This window comes from Staphylococcus sp. FSL W8-0304, from assembly GCF_038006565.1.
Lineage (GTDB): Bacteria > Bacillota > Bacilli > Staphylococcales > Staphylococcaceae > Staphylococcus > Staphylococcus epidermidis.
On sequence record NZ_JBBOVL010000001.1, the window covers coordinates 527653 to 546188 of the forward strand.

Annotated in this window: 17 protein-coding genes and 1 pseudogene; 12 read left to right on the forward strand and 6 right to left on the reverse strand. The window is 32.5% G+C overall.

Annotation, left to right across the window (positions count from 1 at the left end):
• The first annotated feature begins 181 nt into the window (after window positions 1-181).
• A complete protein-coding gene (locus NST35_RS02245) occupies window positions 182-649 on the forward strand; it encodes a YehR family lipoprotein (protein WP_002458171.1) in 468 nt (155 codons plus the stop codon).
• Between the two features lie 52 nt (window positions 650-701).
• Here the strand turns inward: NST35_RS02245 and NST35_RS02250 are convergent, their stop codons facing one another.
• Window positions 702-2279: an FMN-binding glutamate synthase family protein gene (locus tag NST35_RS02250; protein WP_002458170.1), complete on the reverse strand. Its 1578-nt coding sequence runs from the start codon at window positions 2277-2279 to the stop codon at window positions 702-704.
• A 144-nt stretch (window positions 2280-2423) separates the two neighbouring features.
• Between NST35_RS02250 and lnsB the strand changes: the two genes are divergently transcribed.
• The 6 genes and pseudogenes from lnsB (at window position 2424) to NST35_RS02280 (ending at window position 7760) form a co-directional block, all read left to right on the forward strand.
• A complete protein-coding gene (gene lnsB / locus NST35_RS02255; protein ID WP_002458169.1) occupies window positions 2424-3206 on the forward strand; it encodes a CPBP family lipoprotein N-acylation protein LnsB in 783 nt (260 codons plus the stop codon).
• A gap of 334 nt (window positions 3207-3540) precedes the next feature.
• Window positions 3541-4005: pseudogene (locus tag NST35_RS02260) on the forward strand (lysostaphin resistance A-like protein).
• A gap of 142 nt (window positions 4006-4147) precedes the next feature.
• A complete protein-coding gene (locus tag NST35_RS02265; protein WP_002458167.1) occupies window positions 4148-4900 on the forward strand; it encodes a CPBP family intramembrane glutamic endopeptidase in 753 nt (250 codons plus the stop codon).
• Between the two features lie 111 nt (window positions 4901-5011).
• The gene (locus NST35_RS02270) at window positions 5012-5674 is read left to right on the forward strand and encodes an ABC transporter ATP-binding protein (RefSeq protein WP_002458166.1); all 663 of its coding nucleotides are present in this window, start codon (window positions 5012-5014) and stop codon (window positions 5672-5674) included.
• On the forward strand, window positions 5667-6434 hold the full coding sequence (locus NST35_RS02275) for an ABC transporter permease (RefSeq protein ID WP_340747245.1): 768 nt from the start codon (window positions 5667-5669) through the stop codon (window positions 6432-6434). The genes NST35_RS02270 and NST35_RS02275 overlap by 8 nt, the downstream gene beginning before the upstream one ends.
• A gap of 147 nt (window positions 6435-6581) precedes the next feature.
• Entirely contained in the window at window positions 6582-7760 is a 1179-nt protein-coding gene (locus NST35_RS02280; protein ID WP_002458164.1) for an MFS transporter, read from the forward strand.
• Between the two features lie 82 nt (window positions 7761-7842).
• On the opposite strand, the gene NST35_RS02285 is transcribed toward NST35_RS02280, so the two are convergent.
• Together NST35_RS02285 and NST35_RS02290 are read right to left on the reverse strand one after the other, a co-directional pair.
• Complete coding sequence (locus NST35_RS02285; protein ID WP_002458163.1) at window positions 7843-9198, reverse strand: carboxylesterase family protein; 1356 nt, start codon at window positions 9196-9198, stop codon at window positions 7843-7845.
• A gap of 315 nt (window positions 9199-9513) precedes the next feature.
• Entirely contained in the window at window positions 9514-11193 is a 1680-nt protein-coding gene (locus NST35_RS02290; protein WP_002458162.1) for an APC family permease, read from the reverse strand.
• 183 nt (window positions 11194-11376) lie between these two features.
• Between NST35_RS02290 and NST35_RS02295 the strand changes: the two genes are divergently transcribed.
• Window positions 11377-11973: a YdeI/OmpD-associated family protein gene (locus NST35_RS02295; protein WP_002458161.1), complete on the forward strand. Its 597-nt coding sequence runs from the start codon at window positions 11377-11379 to the stop codon at window positions 11971-11973.
• A gap of 129 nt (window positions 11974-12102) precedes the next feature.
• Here NST35_RS02295 and NST35_RS02300 read toward each other — a convergent pair whose 3' ends face one another.
• A complete protein-coding gene (locus tag NST35_RS02300; protein ID WP_162158355.1) occupies window positions 12103-12240 on the reverse strand; it encodes a hypothetical protein in 138 nt (45 codons plus the stop codon).
• A 318-nt stretch (window positions 12241-12558) separates the two neighbouring features.
• Window positions 12559-13611 (reverse strand): 2,3-butanediol dehydrogenase, encoded by a 1053-nt coding sequence (locus NST35_RS02305; protein WP_002458159.1) that lies wholly within the window; start codon window positions 13609-13611, stop codon window positions 12559-12561.
• A 489-nt stretch (window positions 13612-14100) separates the two neighbouring features.
• Between NST35_RS02305 and NST35_RS02310 the strand changes: the two genes are divergently transcribed.
• Genes NST35_RS02310 through NST35_RS02325 form a run of 4 tightly spaced genes read left to right on the forward strand, consistent with a single transcriptional unit; the run spans window position 14101 to window position 17651 of the window.
• On the forward strand, window positions 14101-15357 hold the full coding sequence (locus NST35_RS02310) for a betaine/proline/choline family ABC transporter ATP-binding protein (protein ID WP_002458158.1): 1257 nt from the start codon (window positions 14101-14103) through the stop codon (window positions 15355-15357).
• A gap of 2 nt (window positions 15358-15359) precedes the next feature.
• On the forward strand, window positions 15360-15995 hold the full coding sequence (locus NST35_RS02315; protein ID WP_001831629.1) for an ABC transporter permease: 636 nt from the start codon (window positions 15360-15362) through the stop codon (window positions 15993-15995).
• Between the two features lie 16 nt (window positions 15996-16011).
• Window positions 16012-16956, forward strand: a complete 945-nt coding sequence (locus tag NST35_RS02320) for an osmoprotectant ABC transporter substrate-binding protein (RefSeq protein WP_002458157.1) — start codon at window positions 16012-16014, stop codon at window positions 16954-16956.
• Window positions 16956-17651: an ABC transporter permease gene (locus tag NST35_RS02325; protein WP_002447165.1), complete on the forward strand. Its 696-nt coding sequence runs from the start codon at window positions 16956-16958 to the stop codon at window positions 17649-17651. The genes NST35_RS02320 and NST35_RS02325 overlap by 1 nt, the downstream gene beginning before the upstream one ends.
• A gap of 181 nt (window positions 17652-17832) precedes the next feature.
• Here NST35_RS02325 and lrgB read toward each other — a convergent pair whose 3' ends face one another.
• Complete coding sequence (gene lrgB, locus NST35_RS02330) at window positions 17833-18534, reverse strand: antiholin-like protein LrgB (RefSeq protein ID WP_001831408.1); 702 nt, start codon at window positions 18532-18534, stop codon at window positions 17833-17835.
• Window positions 18535-18536 lie beyond the last annotated feature (2 nt).

The window sequence follows — 18536 nt, forward strand, 5'->3', positions numbered from 1 at the left end:
TCATTCCTCCATTAATAAGTCTTTAAAAGTAGTATAACATTCTAAGTAGTGAAATTCTGAATCCCATGTTTATAGATGTTTAAATTTTCGAAATAAAAAGATATTTATCTTCATATAAGTAACATATTCAAATTAAAGATGATATAATTAACATGATTAAAGATGAGAGAAGGCGACTACTATGAAAAAAGTCATATCGCTTTTAGTAGTAATAGTGATAAGTGCTGTATCTCTTTCAGCATGTGGGAAAGAACGCACAAAAACTTATGAAGGCGAAGTCAACGGAAAGCAAGTGATTACATCTTTGACATACAAAGATGATGAAGTTCTCAAACAATCTACTATAGCAACAGTTAAATATGATGATTTAGGCATTACTAAAGATGAAGCGAAACAAATGTTTAAAAATGATGAGCAAGCCTTTAAAGGGATAGAAGGTGTCACATATAAAGTTGATTTTAAAGATCGAAAGGCCATCGAACATATCGATATTGATTATAAAGAGGCGGATATCGATCAGCTTAAGAAAAATTTAGGTTTCATATCATCCGACGCCAAAAAAGGTGACCATGTGAGTATGGATAGGGTTGTTAAACAACTCAAACGTAATGGTTTAAAAGATAAAAGTAAAATGAATGAAGATAATTAAATTGAAAAGGAGCGAGACAGCATTCTGTCTCGCTCCTTTTCGATGTTGTGATTTAAGAAATTAATTTAAGTTTATAATCCTGAATGGACGTTGTAGTGCCATCTAATTGTCTATAGATAATATGATCGGAAGTAATCTCCGTTGGACTATGAACACCTACAGCTGCAGCGATGTTAAATAATCCTTCATGCAAACTTGTAACATAATTTGTAACACGGTATTGTTTTTCATCAACAATAAGTCCTTTTTCTTTTTTAGGATCGGTTGTTGCTACTCCGACTGGGCATGTATTTAAATGACATTGTTGGCTCATGATGCATCCTACACTTATCATCATCCCTCTAGCAATATTGACGAGATCTGCACCTAATCCTAATGCAATTGCGATTTTATCTGGAGTCACTAATTTGCCAGACGCAAAAATTTTAACTTTATCTCTTATACCATACTTTTCTAACATACTTGAAACGATAGGAAGTGCTGTAAATAATGGTAAACCTACACCATCTTCAAGCTCTTGGAAGGTAGCGCCTGTACCACCTTCGCCACCGTCAACAGTGATAAAGCTTGGATAGATGTCTATCTCTACCATTGTTTTAACTAACGTCTCTATTTCTTCAACTTTACTAACAACAATTTTACAGCCTACCGGTTTTTGACCTATTGATTGTAATCGATTAACGAAATTCAGTAAATCTGTTGGATTTTTAATAAAATCAAAACGATTAGGTGAATTAATAGTTTCATATGGTTTCACATTTCTAATGCGTGCAATCTCTTCTGTGACTTTGTTGCCTTCCATATGTCCACCACGTGTTTTAGCGCCTTGTGCTAACTTGATTTCAAAGGCACGTACATTGTCGTGTTCAGCAAGATTGATAAACATATCTTTATTAAAATTACCATCATGATCTCTGACACCAAAGAGTCCTGGACCTATTTGATAAATGATATCGCCATTGCCTTTTAAATGATATTCAGATAGTCCGCCTTCACCTGTATTCATCCAAGTACCAGCTTTAGCTAATCCTTTTGACAGCGCAGTAATTGCATTTTTACCTAGAGCGCCATAACTCATCCCAGATTGACCAACTAATCGTTTAATTTTAAAGGGATGCTTAAGGTTAGAGCCTAATATTACTGCATGTTCATCAGTTAAGAAAAACGGATCAATCTGAGCGCTTTTTCTGTGTTCCTCTCTACTAAATAGGCGCTCATTCTCAATATGATATAAGAATGTAGAAATGAATTCAGTATGATCGATATGTAATTCAGTTGCTTGAAGTGGAAACATCGTATTCTGAATATAAAACCCTTCTTCATAATCCTTACCTGTACCGAAACTAGTCATTCGTGATTTATATTTTCCAGCTAAAACAATATTTTTATAATCACTTCGTGAAAAAGGTTTTCCTTCATTATCGTTTGCGAAGAAATATTGTCTTAATTCGGGACCGATTTTTTCAGAAATATAACGTATTCGACCCAAAACAGGAAAATTTCTTAGTACACTGTGTTGATTTTGACCTTTGTCTTTAAATAACCAAATAACCCCAAGAATCATAATCGTTAATAACACAATCATGATGATAATATTGACTATGAATTGCATGACAGTTAAAACTGACATAAACAATACCCCCTAAAAACGTTTTCAATATTATGATACAACAATGTATGCGTTTTACAATGAAAGTCTAATAGAAAAACATTAAAATTATTGTACGGCTATATTAAGATAAAAATATATGTTTTATGCGAGAAGAGGGACAATATGGATATTAAACAATCTTCAGAGAAACAAGGTCGACCGTATCATTTATCAGACAGTAGGACAGTTTTAAAAAGAAATTTTATATTAATACCAGCTTATATTTTATTACAAAGTATCGTACCAATCATTGTTGTTTTCGGCTCATTAGGGATCACTGCAATGATAACACAACAGGCACCACCACAATGGTTGTATCATTTTTCATTGAGTTTAAGTTTTGTGATTGCTCAAGGTCTAATATTAGTTATCTTTTATAAAATGCATCAATCTGTAATAAATGATGTGATGAAGCAACAATGGATAGTTGCAAAGAATAAAATAATTAAAATTGTAATAGTTGCGATTGTCGTATATTTATTATTACTTATAGTTCGGGTGATTGGAACAGCATTACCTAATCATTTAAGTTATCATCTCACGCAATACGAACAACGTACATTAGGACTATTTAAATCACCTTATGTGTTGTTAGTTACTTTTATATCCATGGTATTCTTACGTCCAATGGTAGAACAAATCATTTATAGATATCTCATCATCCATGAATTAGGAAAAGTATGGAATAGACAATTTGTAATTGGTTTGTCTATTGTTATTGAAACGATCGTACATGTTTACGACATGGCATCGATTTTTGAAATTCTTCCATATATCGTTATTGCTTCAGCAGCTACAATACTATATATTAAATCGCGGGATAATTTAATTGTCGCTTATATATTTCAAGTGATTTTGCAATGTATCCTTTTTATAGAAATTTTAAGTAAGTATACCAACTTTTAAGAAGAAAAGTTCGAAATAGGAGTTTATTATGTCAAAGGAAGTACAACATTGTTATTGTCAAACTCAAACTACCGTTGAGGGAAAATTTAAATTAAAGAAAATAGTCAAAAGGGATTTTTTGCTTGTTCCTCTATATATTTTGGCAATTTTTATTTTACCTGATTTGTTCGCTAATATTACAACGTGGATATTAGCTATAGTTAATGGTTATTTATCTGAAGATTATTTAAATAGCTTTTATAATGATGCAAGTACTGTATATGCGTTTGTCGGAGAGGCAATTGTTATTCTTATTTTTTATTTATTACATAAAAGAACGATGATAACGACTGCAATGACTAAAATTAAAGAATTAAAAAAATATATACCTTTACTTATTATTTGTGCGTTAAGTACAGAGATTTTTACAAGTCTTTGGGAATATTCAATTGATTTTTTACCTGAACAGTATCAATATTATGAGACAGTTAATGAAGAGGGAATTGAAGAGTTATTTACACATACGTGGATAACACCCATACTATTTATAGATATTGTTATTTTTACACCAATCATTGAAGAACTTTTATTTCGTCATTTAATCATTCATGAACTAGGTAAAAAATTAACTTATGGTTTGATGTATATTGTGTCAGTAGTGGGATTTACATATTTTCATTGTACCGATGCAGTTTCACCATTTGAAGCATGACCTTACTTTATTGCAGCAGTCGTATTTGTTATAGGTTACCATTTTAGCCACCGTAATTTAGCAGTACCAATTGCTTTGCATATGATTACAAATTTAATAGCATTTTGAACAGTGCTTCTACTTATAGGATTGCGTTTAAGTAAACTATTACTTCATATTAGAACCCAACACTCTCAAATAAACTAGTTCAGATAAAAATTATTAACATAGAAAAATTAGTTATGTCATTGATGAATTAAAGGAGTATCTAATGAAGGATAACACGTTCACAACAAGAAAAATAATTAAAAAAGACTTTTTGCTTGTTCCATTATATTACATATTTTATATATTAATCCCTTTACTTATGGGGCATACCCTCATTAAAATTTTATCATTTGTGGGTATCAATTTAACTAAAAAAGAGACGGATATACTTTTTTTAGATATAACCTCTTTAACAACATTAGTCGGGGAAATAATTATTCTTTTATCATTCTATTTAATGCATAGAAAATCTATTATACCTATAGCAATTGCAAGGATTAAGGAATTAAAAAAACATGTAGCTCTTATAGTGATTTGTTTAAGTTTTATTTTTTTAATGAGTGATATCTACGATAATGTAATATATTCATTACCAGTAAAATTTCAGTATGATGAAACTGTAAATCAAATGGAAATTAATAAGATGTTTACTCATAAATGGATGTTACCGTTTTTGTTTTTAGATATTACAATACTCACACCTTTCATTGAAGAGTTACTAATGAGACATATATTAATCCATGAATTAGGGAAAAAATTGACATATGGATTAATGAACATTGTATCTGTAATTATTTTTGCTTATCTTCACTGCACGCAAGCAAAGTCGCCTTTTGAAATAGGGCCCTACTTAATTATAGCTATAGGATTAGTAAGCGCATATCATTTTAGTGGTAGAAATTTAGCAGTTGCTATACTAATGCATATGATTTTAAGTGTGGTTGCATTTATAAGTGTATATACATCTATAATATAAGTGAGTGATTGAGTACTATAATTTAACAGGTACAAACTTAAATTTAATAATAATAAAATAGTCAAAATAGGGAATAGAGTTTAGTAATGTCGATATAAGGATGTGTTTAAATTGCTACTTAAGGTTGAACATCTTACATACAAGGTTGATAATCGTACAATCTTAGATGATATTAATTTGAATATTAATAAAGGAGACACGATTGCTATTGTAGGTCCTTCTGGAAGCGGTAAGAGTACTTTACTCAAACAATTGAATCATTTAATTAGTCCTACGAGTGGAGATTTATATTTGAATGATCAATCTTACTTTGATTATAAGCCGGAAGAGATAAGAACACGTGTGAGTTATTTAATGCAACAAAGTGAGTTAATTGGTTATACAATTGAAGATAATATGAAATTTCCTGCTGAGGCTAGAAGTGAAGCTTTTGACCGTGATAAAGCGAAACACCTCATCTCTCAAGTGGGACTAGGTAATTATCAGTTAGATGCTCAATTTGAGCACATGTCTGGGGGAGAGCAACAACGTATTACCATCGCACGACAACTCATGTATGAACCTGAAGTTTTATTATTGGACGAAGCTACTAGCGCTTTAGATACACATAATAAAAAGAAAATTGAAGAAATTATATTTAAACTAGCGGATAAAGGGATTGCCATTTTGTGGATTACGCATAGTGATGACCAAAGTATGCGTCATTTTAAGCGTAGAATCACAATTACTGACGGTAAGATATCGAGTGATGAGGAGTTGAATGGTAATGAGTAATACAGCACTTTGTCTGACAGCACTTTTATTACTAATCCCTATCTTTATTTCTTATAAAGAAGGATTACATATTATCAAAGATTTAGTTATTGCTACAATTAGAGCAACCATACAATTATTGATTTTAGGTTTTTTATTACATTATATTTTCGAAATTAATGAAAAATGGTTATTAGTGCTTTGTGTGTTAGTTATTATTATTAATGCATCTTGGAATACAATAAGTCGTGCTTCACCTGTCATGCATCATGTCTTTTGGATATCATTTGTGGCTATATTTGTAGGAACAGCACTACCATTGGCGGCAACTGTTGCTACAGGTGCAATTAAATTTACAGCGAATGAAGTGATTCCAATTGGAGGTATGTTAGCTAATAATGGTTTAATCGCGATTAATCTCGCTTATCAGAATTTAGAAAGAGCATTTGTTCAAGATGTTTCTGATATTGAATCCAAACTTACGTTAGCAGCGACACCTAAGCTCGCATCAAAATCATCTATTAGAGAAAGTATACGCTTAGCGATTGTTCCTACAATTGATTCTGTAAAAACATATGGTTTAGTTTCAATTCCAGGTATGATGACAGGATTGATTATCGGAGGCGTTGACCCACTTCAAGCAATTAAATTTCAATTGCTTGTCGTGTTTATTCATACAACAGCGACGATTATGTCTGCACTCATTGCAACGTATATGAGTTACGGCCAGTTCTTTAATGCTCGTCATCAACTCATTGCTAGAACGCAACGCACAAGATAAAGTAGTTAAATATCGTTGTTAATCTACACAGTACAGCTTTAAATATTATATAATAAAACAGTTATAAACAATGATAAGTTTGTAGCTGTTTTATTTTAGTCAAAATCAATAGTTACGTCATTACTTTGAAAGGGGCATCTAGATATTATGACTGTCGCACGCACAACAACATTTATATTAAGTGTTTTTATCGTAGGTATGGTTGAGATGATGGTTGCAGGTATTATGAATTTAATGAGTCAAGATCTTCATGTTTCTGAAGCGGTGGTCGGGCAACTGGTGACGTTGTACGCGCTTACCTTTGCGATATGTGGTCCGTTATTAGTGAAATTGACTCATCGGTTTGCTTCGCGATCAGTATTATTATGGACGTTAATTATCTTTATCTTCGGGAATGGTATGATTGCCATTGCGCCTCATTTTGCAATAATAGTTGTAGGACGTATTTTATCTTCTGCCGCAGCTTCACTCATTATTGTGAAAGTTTTAGCACTCACGGCGATGCTCACATCAGCAAAAAACAGAGGTAAAATGATTGGCATTGTTTATACAGGTTTTAGTGGGGCGAATGTCTTTGGTGTTCCCATCGGTACAGTGATTGGCGACTGGGTAGGATGGCGATTTACATTTTTATTTATTATTGTTGTAAGTGTATTTGTTGGTATTTTGATGTTAATATATCTACCAAAAGAAGATGAATTGTCACATCTTAATCAAACACTTCGTTCAGCTAGTATTGAATCACACACTGGCTCAAGCGTCATAAGACCTCGTGAGGTTATTAAATATCTGATGATTACATTTTTAGTATTGGTTGCTAATTCTGTAACATTCGTGTTTATTAATCCATTAATTTTATCCAATGGACATGAAATGTCTTTTGTGTCTTTAGCACTGCTTGTTAATGGTGTAGCAGGTGTGATTGGTACTTCATTAGGCGGTGTTTTATCTGATAAGTTTACTAGTAAGCGTTGGTTAATAATTTCGATTTCAATATTTATAATAATGATGATAATTCTTAATTTATTATTACCAGGAACAGGATTATTATTAGTCGGCTTATTTATGTGGAATTTAATGCAATGGAGTACAAATCCAGCTATTCAAAGCGGTATTATTGAACACGTCGAAGGTGATACAAGCCAAGTGATGAGTTGGAATATGTCGAGTCTCAATGCCGGTATTGGCGTTGGCGGAATCGTAGGTGGACTCGTTATGACACATTTATCAGTGGAATATGTTACTTATACTAGTGCATTGATAGGTTTAATTAGTCTTATCATTGTATTCACTTTAAAAAATAGACACTATGCTAAAAATTTATGACTGGAAAAGGTTTGCACGATAGCATATAGAAGTATCTTTATGGTATTAGATTCGTGTATGTTATCAGTGCTTTTTCCAGTCTTTATTTATAGATATGTAACGTTTGATGATGAGGTTCATAACATTTCCATGGCATCCTACCTTTTCGGGCAAAATAAGCTAAGTCAGATATCATGTTACGACTTAAATTCATATCATGTTGGGTTACAGAATAATGATTTTTAGTCAAAATAGAGAGGTGACCAAACCAAAATACTAAATCCAATATATGATATGCACTTTTAAAGTAGGAGGTATGGGGTTGATGCCAATCAAAACGTGCTAGCCAAGTGTCGCAACTATTCATTTGATTTAAAAATAGATAAGTCGGACGAACAAAACAATACTCTGTTATTAAATTTCTTTGTTGTTTCATTGTAATGACATCCATTTTTTCAACGTGTGCACCATATTGAGTCATCAAGTGAATAAAACGTTCAGAAGGTAAGGTGCGTGTTGCGTCTTCAATATAAATATCACCTTCATCGTGTGTATAACTCATGAATGTCGGCTTGGAAAATTTTTTAATGGATCGTGACATATGATGATCTTTAATAGGTTGATAAATCAAATCAAGTCCACGAGATCTTCCGCGCTCTATTTTTTGAGACTCCATTAGATATAAAATGTCATCACTGGTAAGTGTCTTAAGTGTTTTATTAGGAAAATAATGTCTCATGAGTTGTGAAAAATGTTGTACTTTAGTATGTGCATTGAGTGGTGTATCAGTTGTTAACGTTCCACTTAATAACATTACTTTATGATAATAATCATCAAGTTCGGGCATTTGCATTAATGTCATGATACTCATACTACCCGCAGATTGACCTATTAGTGTCACGTTATTTGGATTACCGCCAAAATGTTCGATATATTGATGTACCCATTTTAAAACGTTAATTTGATCAGAAATCCCATTATTATAGTTCAAATGTTGATTAAAATAAGACCAATCTAGGTAGCCGAGTGCACCTAAGCGATAATTAAAAGTAACTACTATTATATTTTCTTGTTCTACTATGTGTTCAGGACAATATAGTTCAGCTGTACCATGTCCTTGAAGAAAACTACCACCATAAAAGTAAATCACTACAGGTAAATGATTTTGATTGGATGATGGTTTCCAAATATTTAAAAACAGGCAATAATCATTTTGTTTAAAAGAATTAAACGATGAATCTGTCGTCGAAAAAAAGTCTTCAAGTAAATTGTAGGGTTGTGGTGGGATGGATTGAATATGAGTTGCATCAATCATTGGTTTGCTTAGTTCCATAAGCTTTGAATGTTGGAATCGAGATATCTTATTGAATGGTTTGGCATACGGGATACCTAAGAATACATCAATATTCTTTTTGTGTAAGCCATTGATGGTACAGTTACCTATCTTGACTTGAACCATGTTTGAACACACCTTTACATATAAAGTCGTAGCTTAACTATAACATGAAAAATAATATTTAGATGAAATGTGACCAAGTAACAAAGTGAAAAGAACTGTTGATGATTGACTTGAATAATGTGTTAGAAAATTAAATTTACAAACGAAGTAAAAATGATTTTAAGTGTATAACTGAATATTTAACGAATGATATCAGATAGAATTATATGAACTTTTGAATTTAATTCATAATTACTGGTATATTAAAAAGCTTGAGACAATGATAATAGTCCCAAGCTTTTATTATAAATATTTTATATTCTATAAGCTGTCGTCTTATTGATTTTGTTCTTGTCTATCGCGTTCTTTCCAATCTTTATGACGCGCTTTTTTTCGTGTTTTACGCAATTTGTCGCCCATTTTTTTATTCAACTTGTTTGCACGTTTGAAATAGATACTTTCAAAGTAACTTGTCGTACCAAGTTGATAGAAGATTAAAGCAACGATTACAATGACTAAGAAATCCCATGGATAGTGAATCCAATTTAAGCCTTTGAACTCTTTACTTCCAATAAATGATAAGAATGCGAGAACAATAAGGTAGATAATAATCCATAAGCTTCCGCCAATTTGTTTTTTAGTATTCTTCCAATTCATTTTATATTCATAGAAGAAATAAATAGGTAAACCTAAAATAATAATTAAAATAACTTCTGCTGTCGTTGGCCACATTGCCCAATAGATAGCTAATGATGCTAAAACAAAGGATAAAGGTGCCATAAATTTTAAAATATTAGCTTTGAATGGACGAGTCATTTTTGGAGCCATTTTACGTAATGAAATAACCGTTGTTGGACCAGTTAAATATGCAACTAATGTTGCAGTAGAAATAACTGCAGCTAGTGTACCCCAGTCGCGGAACAATGTCACCATAACCATACTGATAATTGCATTAAATGCAATGGCAACACGTGGGATATTATACTTTTTATTGATTTTACCTAAGAATTTAGGAATATGTCCATTTTCTTCCATAGCGCGTAACACACGTCCAGTAACGGCAACAAAAGAAACTCCAGTACCAAACGGTGACACAACTGCTTCCATATAAAGTAATATTGCTAACCAGTTAAGACCTAATAAAATTGCCATATCTGCAAATGGTGAATTGAAATTGATACCGCTCCATCCATGTTCATGCAACATCGAACTTGGCATTGATGTAATGAACGTACTTTGTAAAACAATATATAATATAGCACTTAATGTAAGTGAAATAACAATCCCACGTGCGATGTTTTTCTCTGGATTCTTAATCTCTGATCCCATGTTAATAATTGTCTGGAATGCATTAAATGAGAAGATAATTCCAGATGTTGTTGTTGCAGCAAAAATAGGTGCACTTCCGTAAGGCATAAATGTACCGATAGAGTGTCCATAATTACCTGTATCAAAACCGGAAACCATTAACATAATTATGGTTAAAATAGGGACACCTAATTTGAATACTGAAATTAAACTTGTAAATGATGTTAATAATTTTACTGACCAATAGTTTAATAATGAAAAGATTGCAATAATGATGTAAACAGCGATCAAACCGTAAGTACTGATTGAGCCATCCTTCATTAAAGATCCCATTGGTTTAGCCCAATCCCATGGCCAAGAACTCATATATTGAACAGCAGACACAGCTTCAATAGGGATAATTGTTACTAATGATACCCAGTTCGCCCATGCTGCAATAAAACCAAGTAATGAGCCATGAGTATACTGTGCATAGTTACTCATACCGCCTGATTGAGGGAACATAGTTCCTATCTCAATATAGTTATAGGCAATCGTTCCAATTACTAAGAAACCGATAACCCAGGAAATAATGGCGGCTGGACCGGCCATTGAAGATGCCTCCCACGCTCCAAATAACCAACCTGATCCTATTAATGAACCAAGACCAAGGAGGACGAGTTGAGAAAGGCTTATCTTATTACTTTTTGATTTGCTTTTATTTTTCATAATTACTCCTTTGTATATGTTGAATAATCAACAAAAATATTACGCTATAATTATACGCTAGTTAAAACATTAGTCAAACTAAATTTTTGTAATAATACAATTAATATTGTTTAATTAAATATCAATAAATAACATATATATAATATGAAAAGGTAATGTTAATTAAAAGAGGTGTAGTAATGAATGAATAAACAAAAAAATGAGCAAGTTGAGCAATTTTTAGCTAAAGAAAGCCAATGGCAAGATTGTTATAAATTTTTGAGAAATTTAATTTTTAATGAAACTGAACTTGAAGAAAATTATAAATGGCTGCATCCTTGTTATACGATAAACAATAAAAATGTTGTGCTAATACATGGATTTAAAGGTTATGTAGCGTTGCTTTTTCAAAAAGGAGCAATACTTGAAGATAAGTATCATACATTAATTCAACAAACTGAAAGAGTACAGGCAGCACGACAATTACGTTTTAACAGTTTAGAAGAAATAGAAAAGCGTAAAGATGAAATAAAATACTACTTGAATGAAGCAATTAAAACTGAAAAAGCTGGTAAAAATGTTCCAATGAAAAAGAATGAAGATTATGAAGTACCTGAGGAGCTACAACAAAAATTTGAAGAGTTCCCCCGTTTAAAAGAAGCATTTTACCAATTAACGCCAGGACGTCAGCATCAATATTTATATTATTTCTCACAGGCTAAACGTAGTCAGACGCGATATAATCGTATTGATAAATATATTAACGCTATATTACAAGGTAAGGGCATGAACGATAAATAGATATACAAAAAGGTTGGGACATAAAGTCCCAGGATAAGTAAAAAAAGACAATTTCTATTGAAATAATATAGAAATTGTCTTTTTTATAATTTTTTTGATTATTTTCAGTTCGTTGAGCTGTTACTTTTCTTATATTAAGCCACGATGATGTCTGAATTCATCGAATTCAGTATCGGGAATTGTTTCTACAATATCATTTACATGTCGTGAAATATTATTTGTGGGGATAAGAACTGAAGTTTCCATTAGTAGAGTATGTTGAGTCATGTTATAGTCTTTATACATAAAGCACCTCGTTAATTTTGTTTATTGGTATTTATTAAATTATACGAAAGGGCCTTATTTTTCAAAGTATTTTAATATAAAATTACATATAAACACAAAGTATTTTGGCGAGACTCTTGAGGGAACAGGACAAGCTGAAGACTACAGGCTGAAGCTGTCCCCTAAGAAAGCGAGCCAACAATACGAAGTATTGTAAATAAAGAAGCCAGTAAATGAAATTATGAAAACTCATTTACTGGCTATTTTGCTAGGAATTATGTCCCAACCTTTCGTATAAAATGAACGATATTCTGTTTAGAATTATTTTTGGTCGCCATTTAAACGGACTAAAATTTTAGCTTGAGATTTATCGTTTACAAGTTGATTGAAGCCACTTTCAACAATATTCTCTAATTCAATTTGATCTGTTACGACATCTTTAACATTTAAGCTACCATTAGCGATTAAATCTATTGTTTGTTGGAATGTAGTTGGTGTATAAGCAATTGTAGTTGTTAACTTGACACCTTTATTCATTTGTAATAATGGATTGAATTCTACGGGATGACCGAAGATTGATACGATGACAGCAGTACCACGTGGACGTGTTACTTCAATAGATTGTTGTAAAGTAATACCTACACCAGCAACTTCAAATGACACATCTACACCGTTGTCAGTATGTTCATAAACTGTTTGTACTGGATCGACGTTACCTGAGTTATACACGTGAGTCGCACCCACACTTTTAGCTTTCGCTAAACGTTCTTCTGATAAGTCAAAGACAAATATTTTACTTGCACCAGCAGCTTTTGCTGCAACAATAGTTAACAAACCTATTGGCCCAGCGCCAAATACCGCTACAGTATCACCGAATAATAATTCGCCTTCTTTAACTGCTTGGACAGCAACTGCTGTTGGTTCTACAAGCGCACCTTCTCGCGCTGAAACATTATCTGGTAGATGATAAACATTTGTTTCAGGAGCATTGGTAAACTCGGCAAACGCACCATCAGAACCTAGTCCTATAAATGAATAACCATCATATAAGTCAACATTTTCTGGCTTTTCTCTTTTAGACACTGTTGGATTAACTACCACACGATCCCCTTTTTTAAAACGTGATACGTCTTTACCAACATTTTCTACGACACCAGAAAATTCATGACCTAGAGTCACAGGTGCAGTTTGACCAAGTAGTGGGTCCGGTTGATCAGTTGAAATAAAGATAGGTCCTTCCAAATATTCATGTAAATCAGTACCACAGATACCAGCCCAAGAGACTTTAACTTGAACTTCATTGTCTTTTATTGCTTTGGGTTTGCGATCTTCAACGCGTACATCCTTTTGTCCATACCATACTGCTGCTTTCATAATAAAAACCCCTTAAATATAAATTTGACTGCAAAATATGAATATCAGTCTTTAATGTGATGTAATAATTCTTATTACATCTTGAGCATAATACTAAAATGCTCTGTTTTCAAGAGAACACCGACATATAATGTGATATTTTTCACAATATTATAAAAATTAAACTTTTAATTCGTAGATAGTGAATCATTTACATAAACAACCGTAGATTTCTTAATTTATAATTTTTTTAACATAGAAAAATTTATAAAAATTATGTGAAAAGTGTTTATTTTCAACTCATTGGGTATATATTAGTATCTGTCTCTGTTTTCATGTATAGCAAATTGATGGTTAATGTTTAAGACTATTAATTTAACGTAAAAATATATAAGCAAAGGCCTTTGTCTTTTGTTTAACTTTAGTCATTATTTGTTTAACAATTGCATCAGAGGTCTTTTTTTAGGTCATGGAACAAGACATTCTTTATATAGGAAGGGGAAGACAATTATGTTAAGTATTAAAAACTTAACCAAGATTTATTCAGGGAATAAAAAAGCGGTAGATAATATTTCTTTGGATATTCAATCTGGTGAATTTATCGCTTTTATTGGGACGAGTGGTAGTGGTAAAACAACTGCACTACGCATGATTAATCGTATGATTGAGGCGACAGATGGCCAGATTATGATGAATGGAAAAGATGTCCGTAATATGAATCCTGTTGAATTGCGGAGAAGTATCGGTTATGTCATTCAACAAATTGGTTTGATGCCACATATGACTATTCGAGAAAATATTGTTTTAGTACCTAAACTTTTAAAATGGTCTAAAGAGAAGAAAGATGAAAAAGCTAAAGAACTTATTAAACTGGTAGATTTACCTGAAGAATATTTAGATCGTTATCCAGCTGAATTATCTGGAGGGCAACAACAACGAATTGGTGTTGTACGCGCTTTAGCAGCTGAACAAGATATTATATTAATGGATGAACCTTTCGGTGCATTAGACCCTATTACACGCGATACATTACAAGATTTAGTAAAGGAATTACAACAAAAATTAGGAAAAACATTTATTTTTGTCACTCATGATATGGATGAGGCCATCAAATTAGCTGACAAAATATGTATTATGTCTAAGGGAAAAGTCGTTCAATACGATACACCTGACAATATTTTACGATATCCTGCAAATGACTTTGTTAGAGATTTTATTGGACAAAATCGCTTGATTCAGGATCGTCCTAATATGAAATCTGTAGAAAGTGCTATGATCAAACCCGTCACTGTTAAAGCAGATGATTCATTGAATGATGCTGTAGATATTATGAGAACACGTCGTGTAGACACTATTTTTGTAGTCAATAATCAAAATAAATTATTAGGATTTTTAGATATTGAAGATATCAATCAAGGATTACGTGCGCGTAAAGAATTAATTGATACCATGCAAAGGGATGTTTACAAAGTACATATCAATTCAAAATTACAAGACTCTGTGCGTACAATTCTAAAACGTAATGTTAGAAATGTACCTGTCGTCGATAATGATGAACATCTCATTGGTTTAATTACACGTGCAAACTTAGTCGATATTGTGTATGACTCAATTTGGGGCGAAGAAGATTCTGATAGTCATGAGAGCCCAATTGAAAGCTTAGATGAGAATAATCATGATTTACCGCAAAATCAAACTGATGCACGAACAAATGTAAATGAAGATGTGAATGATTATCATGATGCTCAACATAGAGGTGAGGATTAATAATGAAAGCATTCTTACAAGAATACGGTAGCCAACTTTTATCGAAAGCGGTAGAACATTTTTATATTTCTATGTTTGCATTATTGTTAGCGATTGTAGTAGCTGTCCCTTTAGGTATTTTATTATCAAAAACGCAACGCACTGCTAATGTGGTATTAACAGTTGCTGGCGTGCTTCAAACCATTCCTACTTTGGCTGTGCTAGCCATCATGATTCCAATATTTGGAGTAGGAAAAACACCAGCTATTGTTGCATTATTTATCTATGTATTATTACCAATTTTAAATAATACAGTATTAGGTGTTAAAAATATCGATAAAAATGTTATTCAAGCTGGTCAAAGTATGGGAATGACTAAATTTCAATTAATGAAAGATGTTGAGATGCCTTTAGCTTTACCACTTATTATTAGTGGTATTCGTCTATCAAGTGTATACGTCATTAGTTGGGCAACACTCGCAAGTTATGTAGGTGCGGGTGGACTTGGGGATCTTGTATTTAATGGATTAAATCTCTATCAACCACCTATGATTATTAGTGCAGCGATTGTTGTTACTTTATTAGCATTAGTTATTGACTTTATACTTTCATTAGTTGAAAAATGGGTTGTACCTAAAGGATTAAAAGTATCTAGATAAATGGGAGGAATTGACATTGAAGAAGTATTTTAACTATACACTGATTCTGGTTGCATTATCTCTCATCGTGTTATCTGGATGCAGTTTACCAGGCTTAGGTGATGGAAATGCAAAAGATGATGTGAAAATTACAACGACCGAAACAAGTGAAACTAAGATTATAGGTCATATGGAAAAATTATTAATTGAACATGAAACTGATGGAAAAATCAAACCGACATTGATTGGGAACCTAGGTTCTAGCATTATTCAACATAATGCGTTACAACGAGGAGATGCAAATATGTCAGCGGTACGATACACAGGTACTGAATTGACGAGTGTATTAGCAGCTAAACCTACTAAAGATCCTGAAAAAGCCATGTCTGAAACACAACGCTTATTTAAAAAGAAATATGATGAAAAGTTTTATCATTCACTTGGGTTTGCGAATACATACGCATTCATGGTGACAAAAGAAACAGCTAAAAAGTATCACTTAGAAAAAGTATCAGATTTAGAGAAATATAAAGATGAACTACGTCTTGGAATGGATACCCAATGGATGAACCGTGCAGGTGATGGATATCCAGCTTTTGTTAAAGATTATGGATTTAAATTTGATAGTGCGCGTCCAATGCAAATTGGTTTAGTATATGATGCATTAAAAAATAATAAATTAGATGTAGCAGTTGGGTATTCAACAGATGGACGTATTGCAGCTTATGATTTGAAAATATTGGAAGATGATCGCAAATTCTTCCCGCCTTATGACGGTAGTCCACTTGCAAATGAACAATTAATAAAGGATAATCCAGAAATCGATAAGGCACTAAAAAAATTAGAAGGTAAAATCTCAACAGAAGAAATGCAGAAGTTAAATTATGAAGCGGATGGAAAAGGTAAGGAACCTGCAGTGATAGCTGAAGAATATTTAAAGAAACATCATTACTTTGAAGAAAAGAAAGGTGGTCATAAGTAATGAAAGGTAATTTGTTACATTCAATCATCGAATATTACTCACTGAACTGGGCCTTTCTTCTAGAACTGTTCTTCAAACATCTATTAATGTCGGTATATGGTGTGTTGTTTGCTTGTATAATTGGAATTCCTATTGGTATTTTCATAGCTAAGTATAGACGTTTATCGTGGCCGGTGATTACAATTGCAAATATTATACAAACTGTTCCAGCAATCGCTATGTTGGCCATACTTATGTTGGCTATGGGATTAGGACCAACAACTGTTGTTGTAACTGTATTCCTGTATTCGTTATTACCTATTATTAAAAATACTTATACTGGTATTGTAGAAGTTGATGAAAATATTAAAGATGCTGGTAAAGGTATGGGAATGACGGGGAATCAAATATTAAGAATGATAGAGTTACCATTATCTTTATCTGTTATTATTGGTGGTGTTAGAATTGCACTTGTTGTTGCTATCGGAATAGTAGCGATTGGGTCATTTATCGGTGCTCCAACACTAGGTGATATTATTATTCGTGGTACAAATTCAACAGATGGAACAACATTCATCTTAGCAGGTGCCATACCAATTGCTTTAATAGCAATTATTATAGATATAGGATTACGTTATCTAGAAAAACGTTTAGATCCTACTCGTAAAAACAAAAAAGATTCAATGCAAAAACATCAAGTACAAAAATTACGTTAATAGATATCAATAAACTTAATTAATATAAAAAGCATAGACAGTGACTGAAACAGAGATTATTTTAGTCAACAGTTGCTTATACATTAACAATGCCAGGAACATGATTTTGTGTTCCTGGCATTGTTTGTTTAATATATTAAGTTTTCAGGGGTATTTTAGATATATTTATAGTTTTGGGTAATTATAATAAGATTGGAGCAAGGATAGGAACTACTGCTACTACAATAACGCCAACGATGACAACGGCAATACTTCCCATTGATTCTTCAGTCTCACCCAATTCTTTAGCTGCCGCGACACCTAAAGTGTGTCCACTTGTCCCTAGTGCAAGTCCTCTGGCAATAGGGTTAGATATTTTAAATAATTTAACTATTTTAGCACCTAAAGCAGAAATGACAACTGCATTTAAAATAACTGCGAGTGAGGTTAATTCTTTGACACCACCGATACCGTCAGATACGGGTAATGCAATTGCTGTCGTTGCAGCTTGGGGTAGCATAGATGCTATAATTTGATTGCCAAATTGGAATGTTATTGCAACAAGATAAATTAATAACAAGGCAATAATTGTACCAACAGCTATACCACCAAATATTTGTAACCAATATCTTTTTAATACTTCGCGCTTGCGATATAAAGGAATCGCAAAGCATATTGTAGCTGGTTCTAGAAAGAAATTAATAATGTCGCCACCGATTTTATAATTCTCATAACTAATTCCTGTCAATTTCAAAAAAGCAATACCTGCAACCATACTTACGAATAAAGGTGCTAGTAAAAAGAAACCATTCGTTTTTTTATAAAAATAAGTCGCTATGACAAATGGTATTAATGATACTAATATCCCAAAATAAGGTGTATTGATTCCTAAATGTTCAATCATTG

Excerpts from the sequence above, each read along its gene's own strand:
- NST35_RS02245 (WP_002458171.1), top strand. The coding sequence starts at position 182 with ATGAAAAAAGTCATATCGCTTTTAGTAGTAATAGTGATAAGTGCTGTA.
- NST35_RS02250 (WP_002458170.1), bottom strand. The coding sequence starts at position 2,279 with ATGTCAGTTTTAACTGTCATGCAATTCATAGTCAATATTATCATCATG.
- lnsB (WP_002458169.1), top strand. The coding sequence starts at position 2,424 with ATGGATATTAAACAATCTTCAGAGAAACAAGGTCGACCGTATCATTTA.
- NST35_RS02265 (WP_002458167.1), top strand. The coding sequence starts at position 4,148 with ATGAAGGATAACACGTTCACAACAAGAAAAATAATTAAAAAAGACTTT.
- NST35_RS02275 (WP_340747245.1), top strand. The coding sequence starts at position 5,667 with ATGAGTAATACAGCACTTTGTCTGACAGCACTTTTATTACTAATCCCT.
- NST35_RS02280 (WP_002458164.1), top strand. The coding sequence starts at position 6,582 with ATGACTGTCGCACGCACAACAACATTTATATTAAGTGTTTTTATCGTA.
- NST35_RS02285 (WP_002458163.1), bottom strand. The coding sequence starts at position 9,198 with ATGGTTCAAGTCAAGATAGGTAACTGTACCATCAATGGCTTACACAAA.
- NST35_RS02290 (WP_002458162.1), bottom strand. The coding sequence starts at position 11,193 with ATGAAAAATAAAAGCAAATCAAAAAGTAATAAGATAAGCCTTTCTCAA.
- NST35_RS02295 (WP_002458161.1), top strand. The coding sequence starts at position 11,377 with ATGAATAAACAAAAAAATGAGCAAGTTGAGCAATTTTTAGCTAAAGAA.
- NST35_RS02300 (WP_162158355.1), bottom strand. The coding sequence starts at position 12,240 with ATGACTCAACATACTCTACTAATGGAAACTTCAGTTCTTATCCCCACA.
- NST35_RS02305 (WP_002458159.1), bottom strand. The coding sequence starts at position 13,611 with ATGAAAGCAGCAGTATGGTATGGACAAAAGGATGTACGCGTTGAAGAT.
- NST35_RS02310 (WP_002458158.1), top strand. The coding sequence starts at position 14,101 with ATGTTAAGTATTAAAAACTTAACCAAGATTTATTCAGGGAATAAAAAA.
- NST35_RS02315 (WP_001831629.1), top strand. The coding sequence starts at position 15,360 with ATGAAAGCATTCTTACAAGAATACGGTAGCCAACTTTTATCGAAAGCG.
- NST35_RS02325 (WP_002447165.1), top strand. The coding sequence starts at position 16,956 with ATGAAAGGTAATTTGTTACATTCAATCATCGAATATTACTCACTGAAC.
- lrgB (WP_001831408.1), bottom strand. The coding sequence starts at position 18,534 with ATGATTGAACATTTAGGAATCAATACACCTTATTTTGGGATATTAGTA.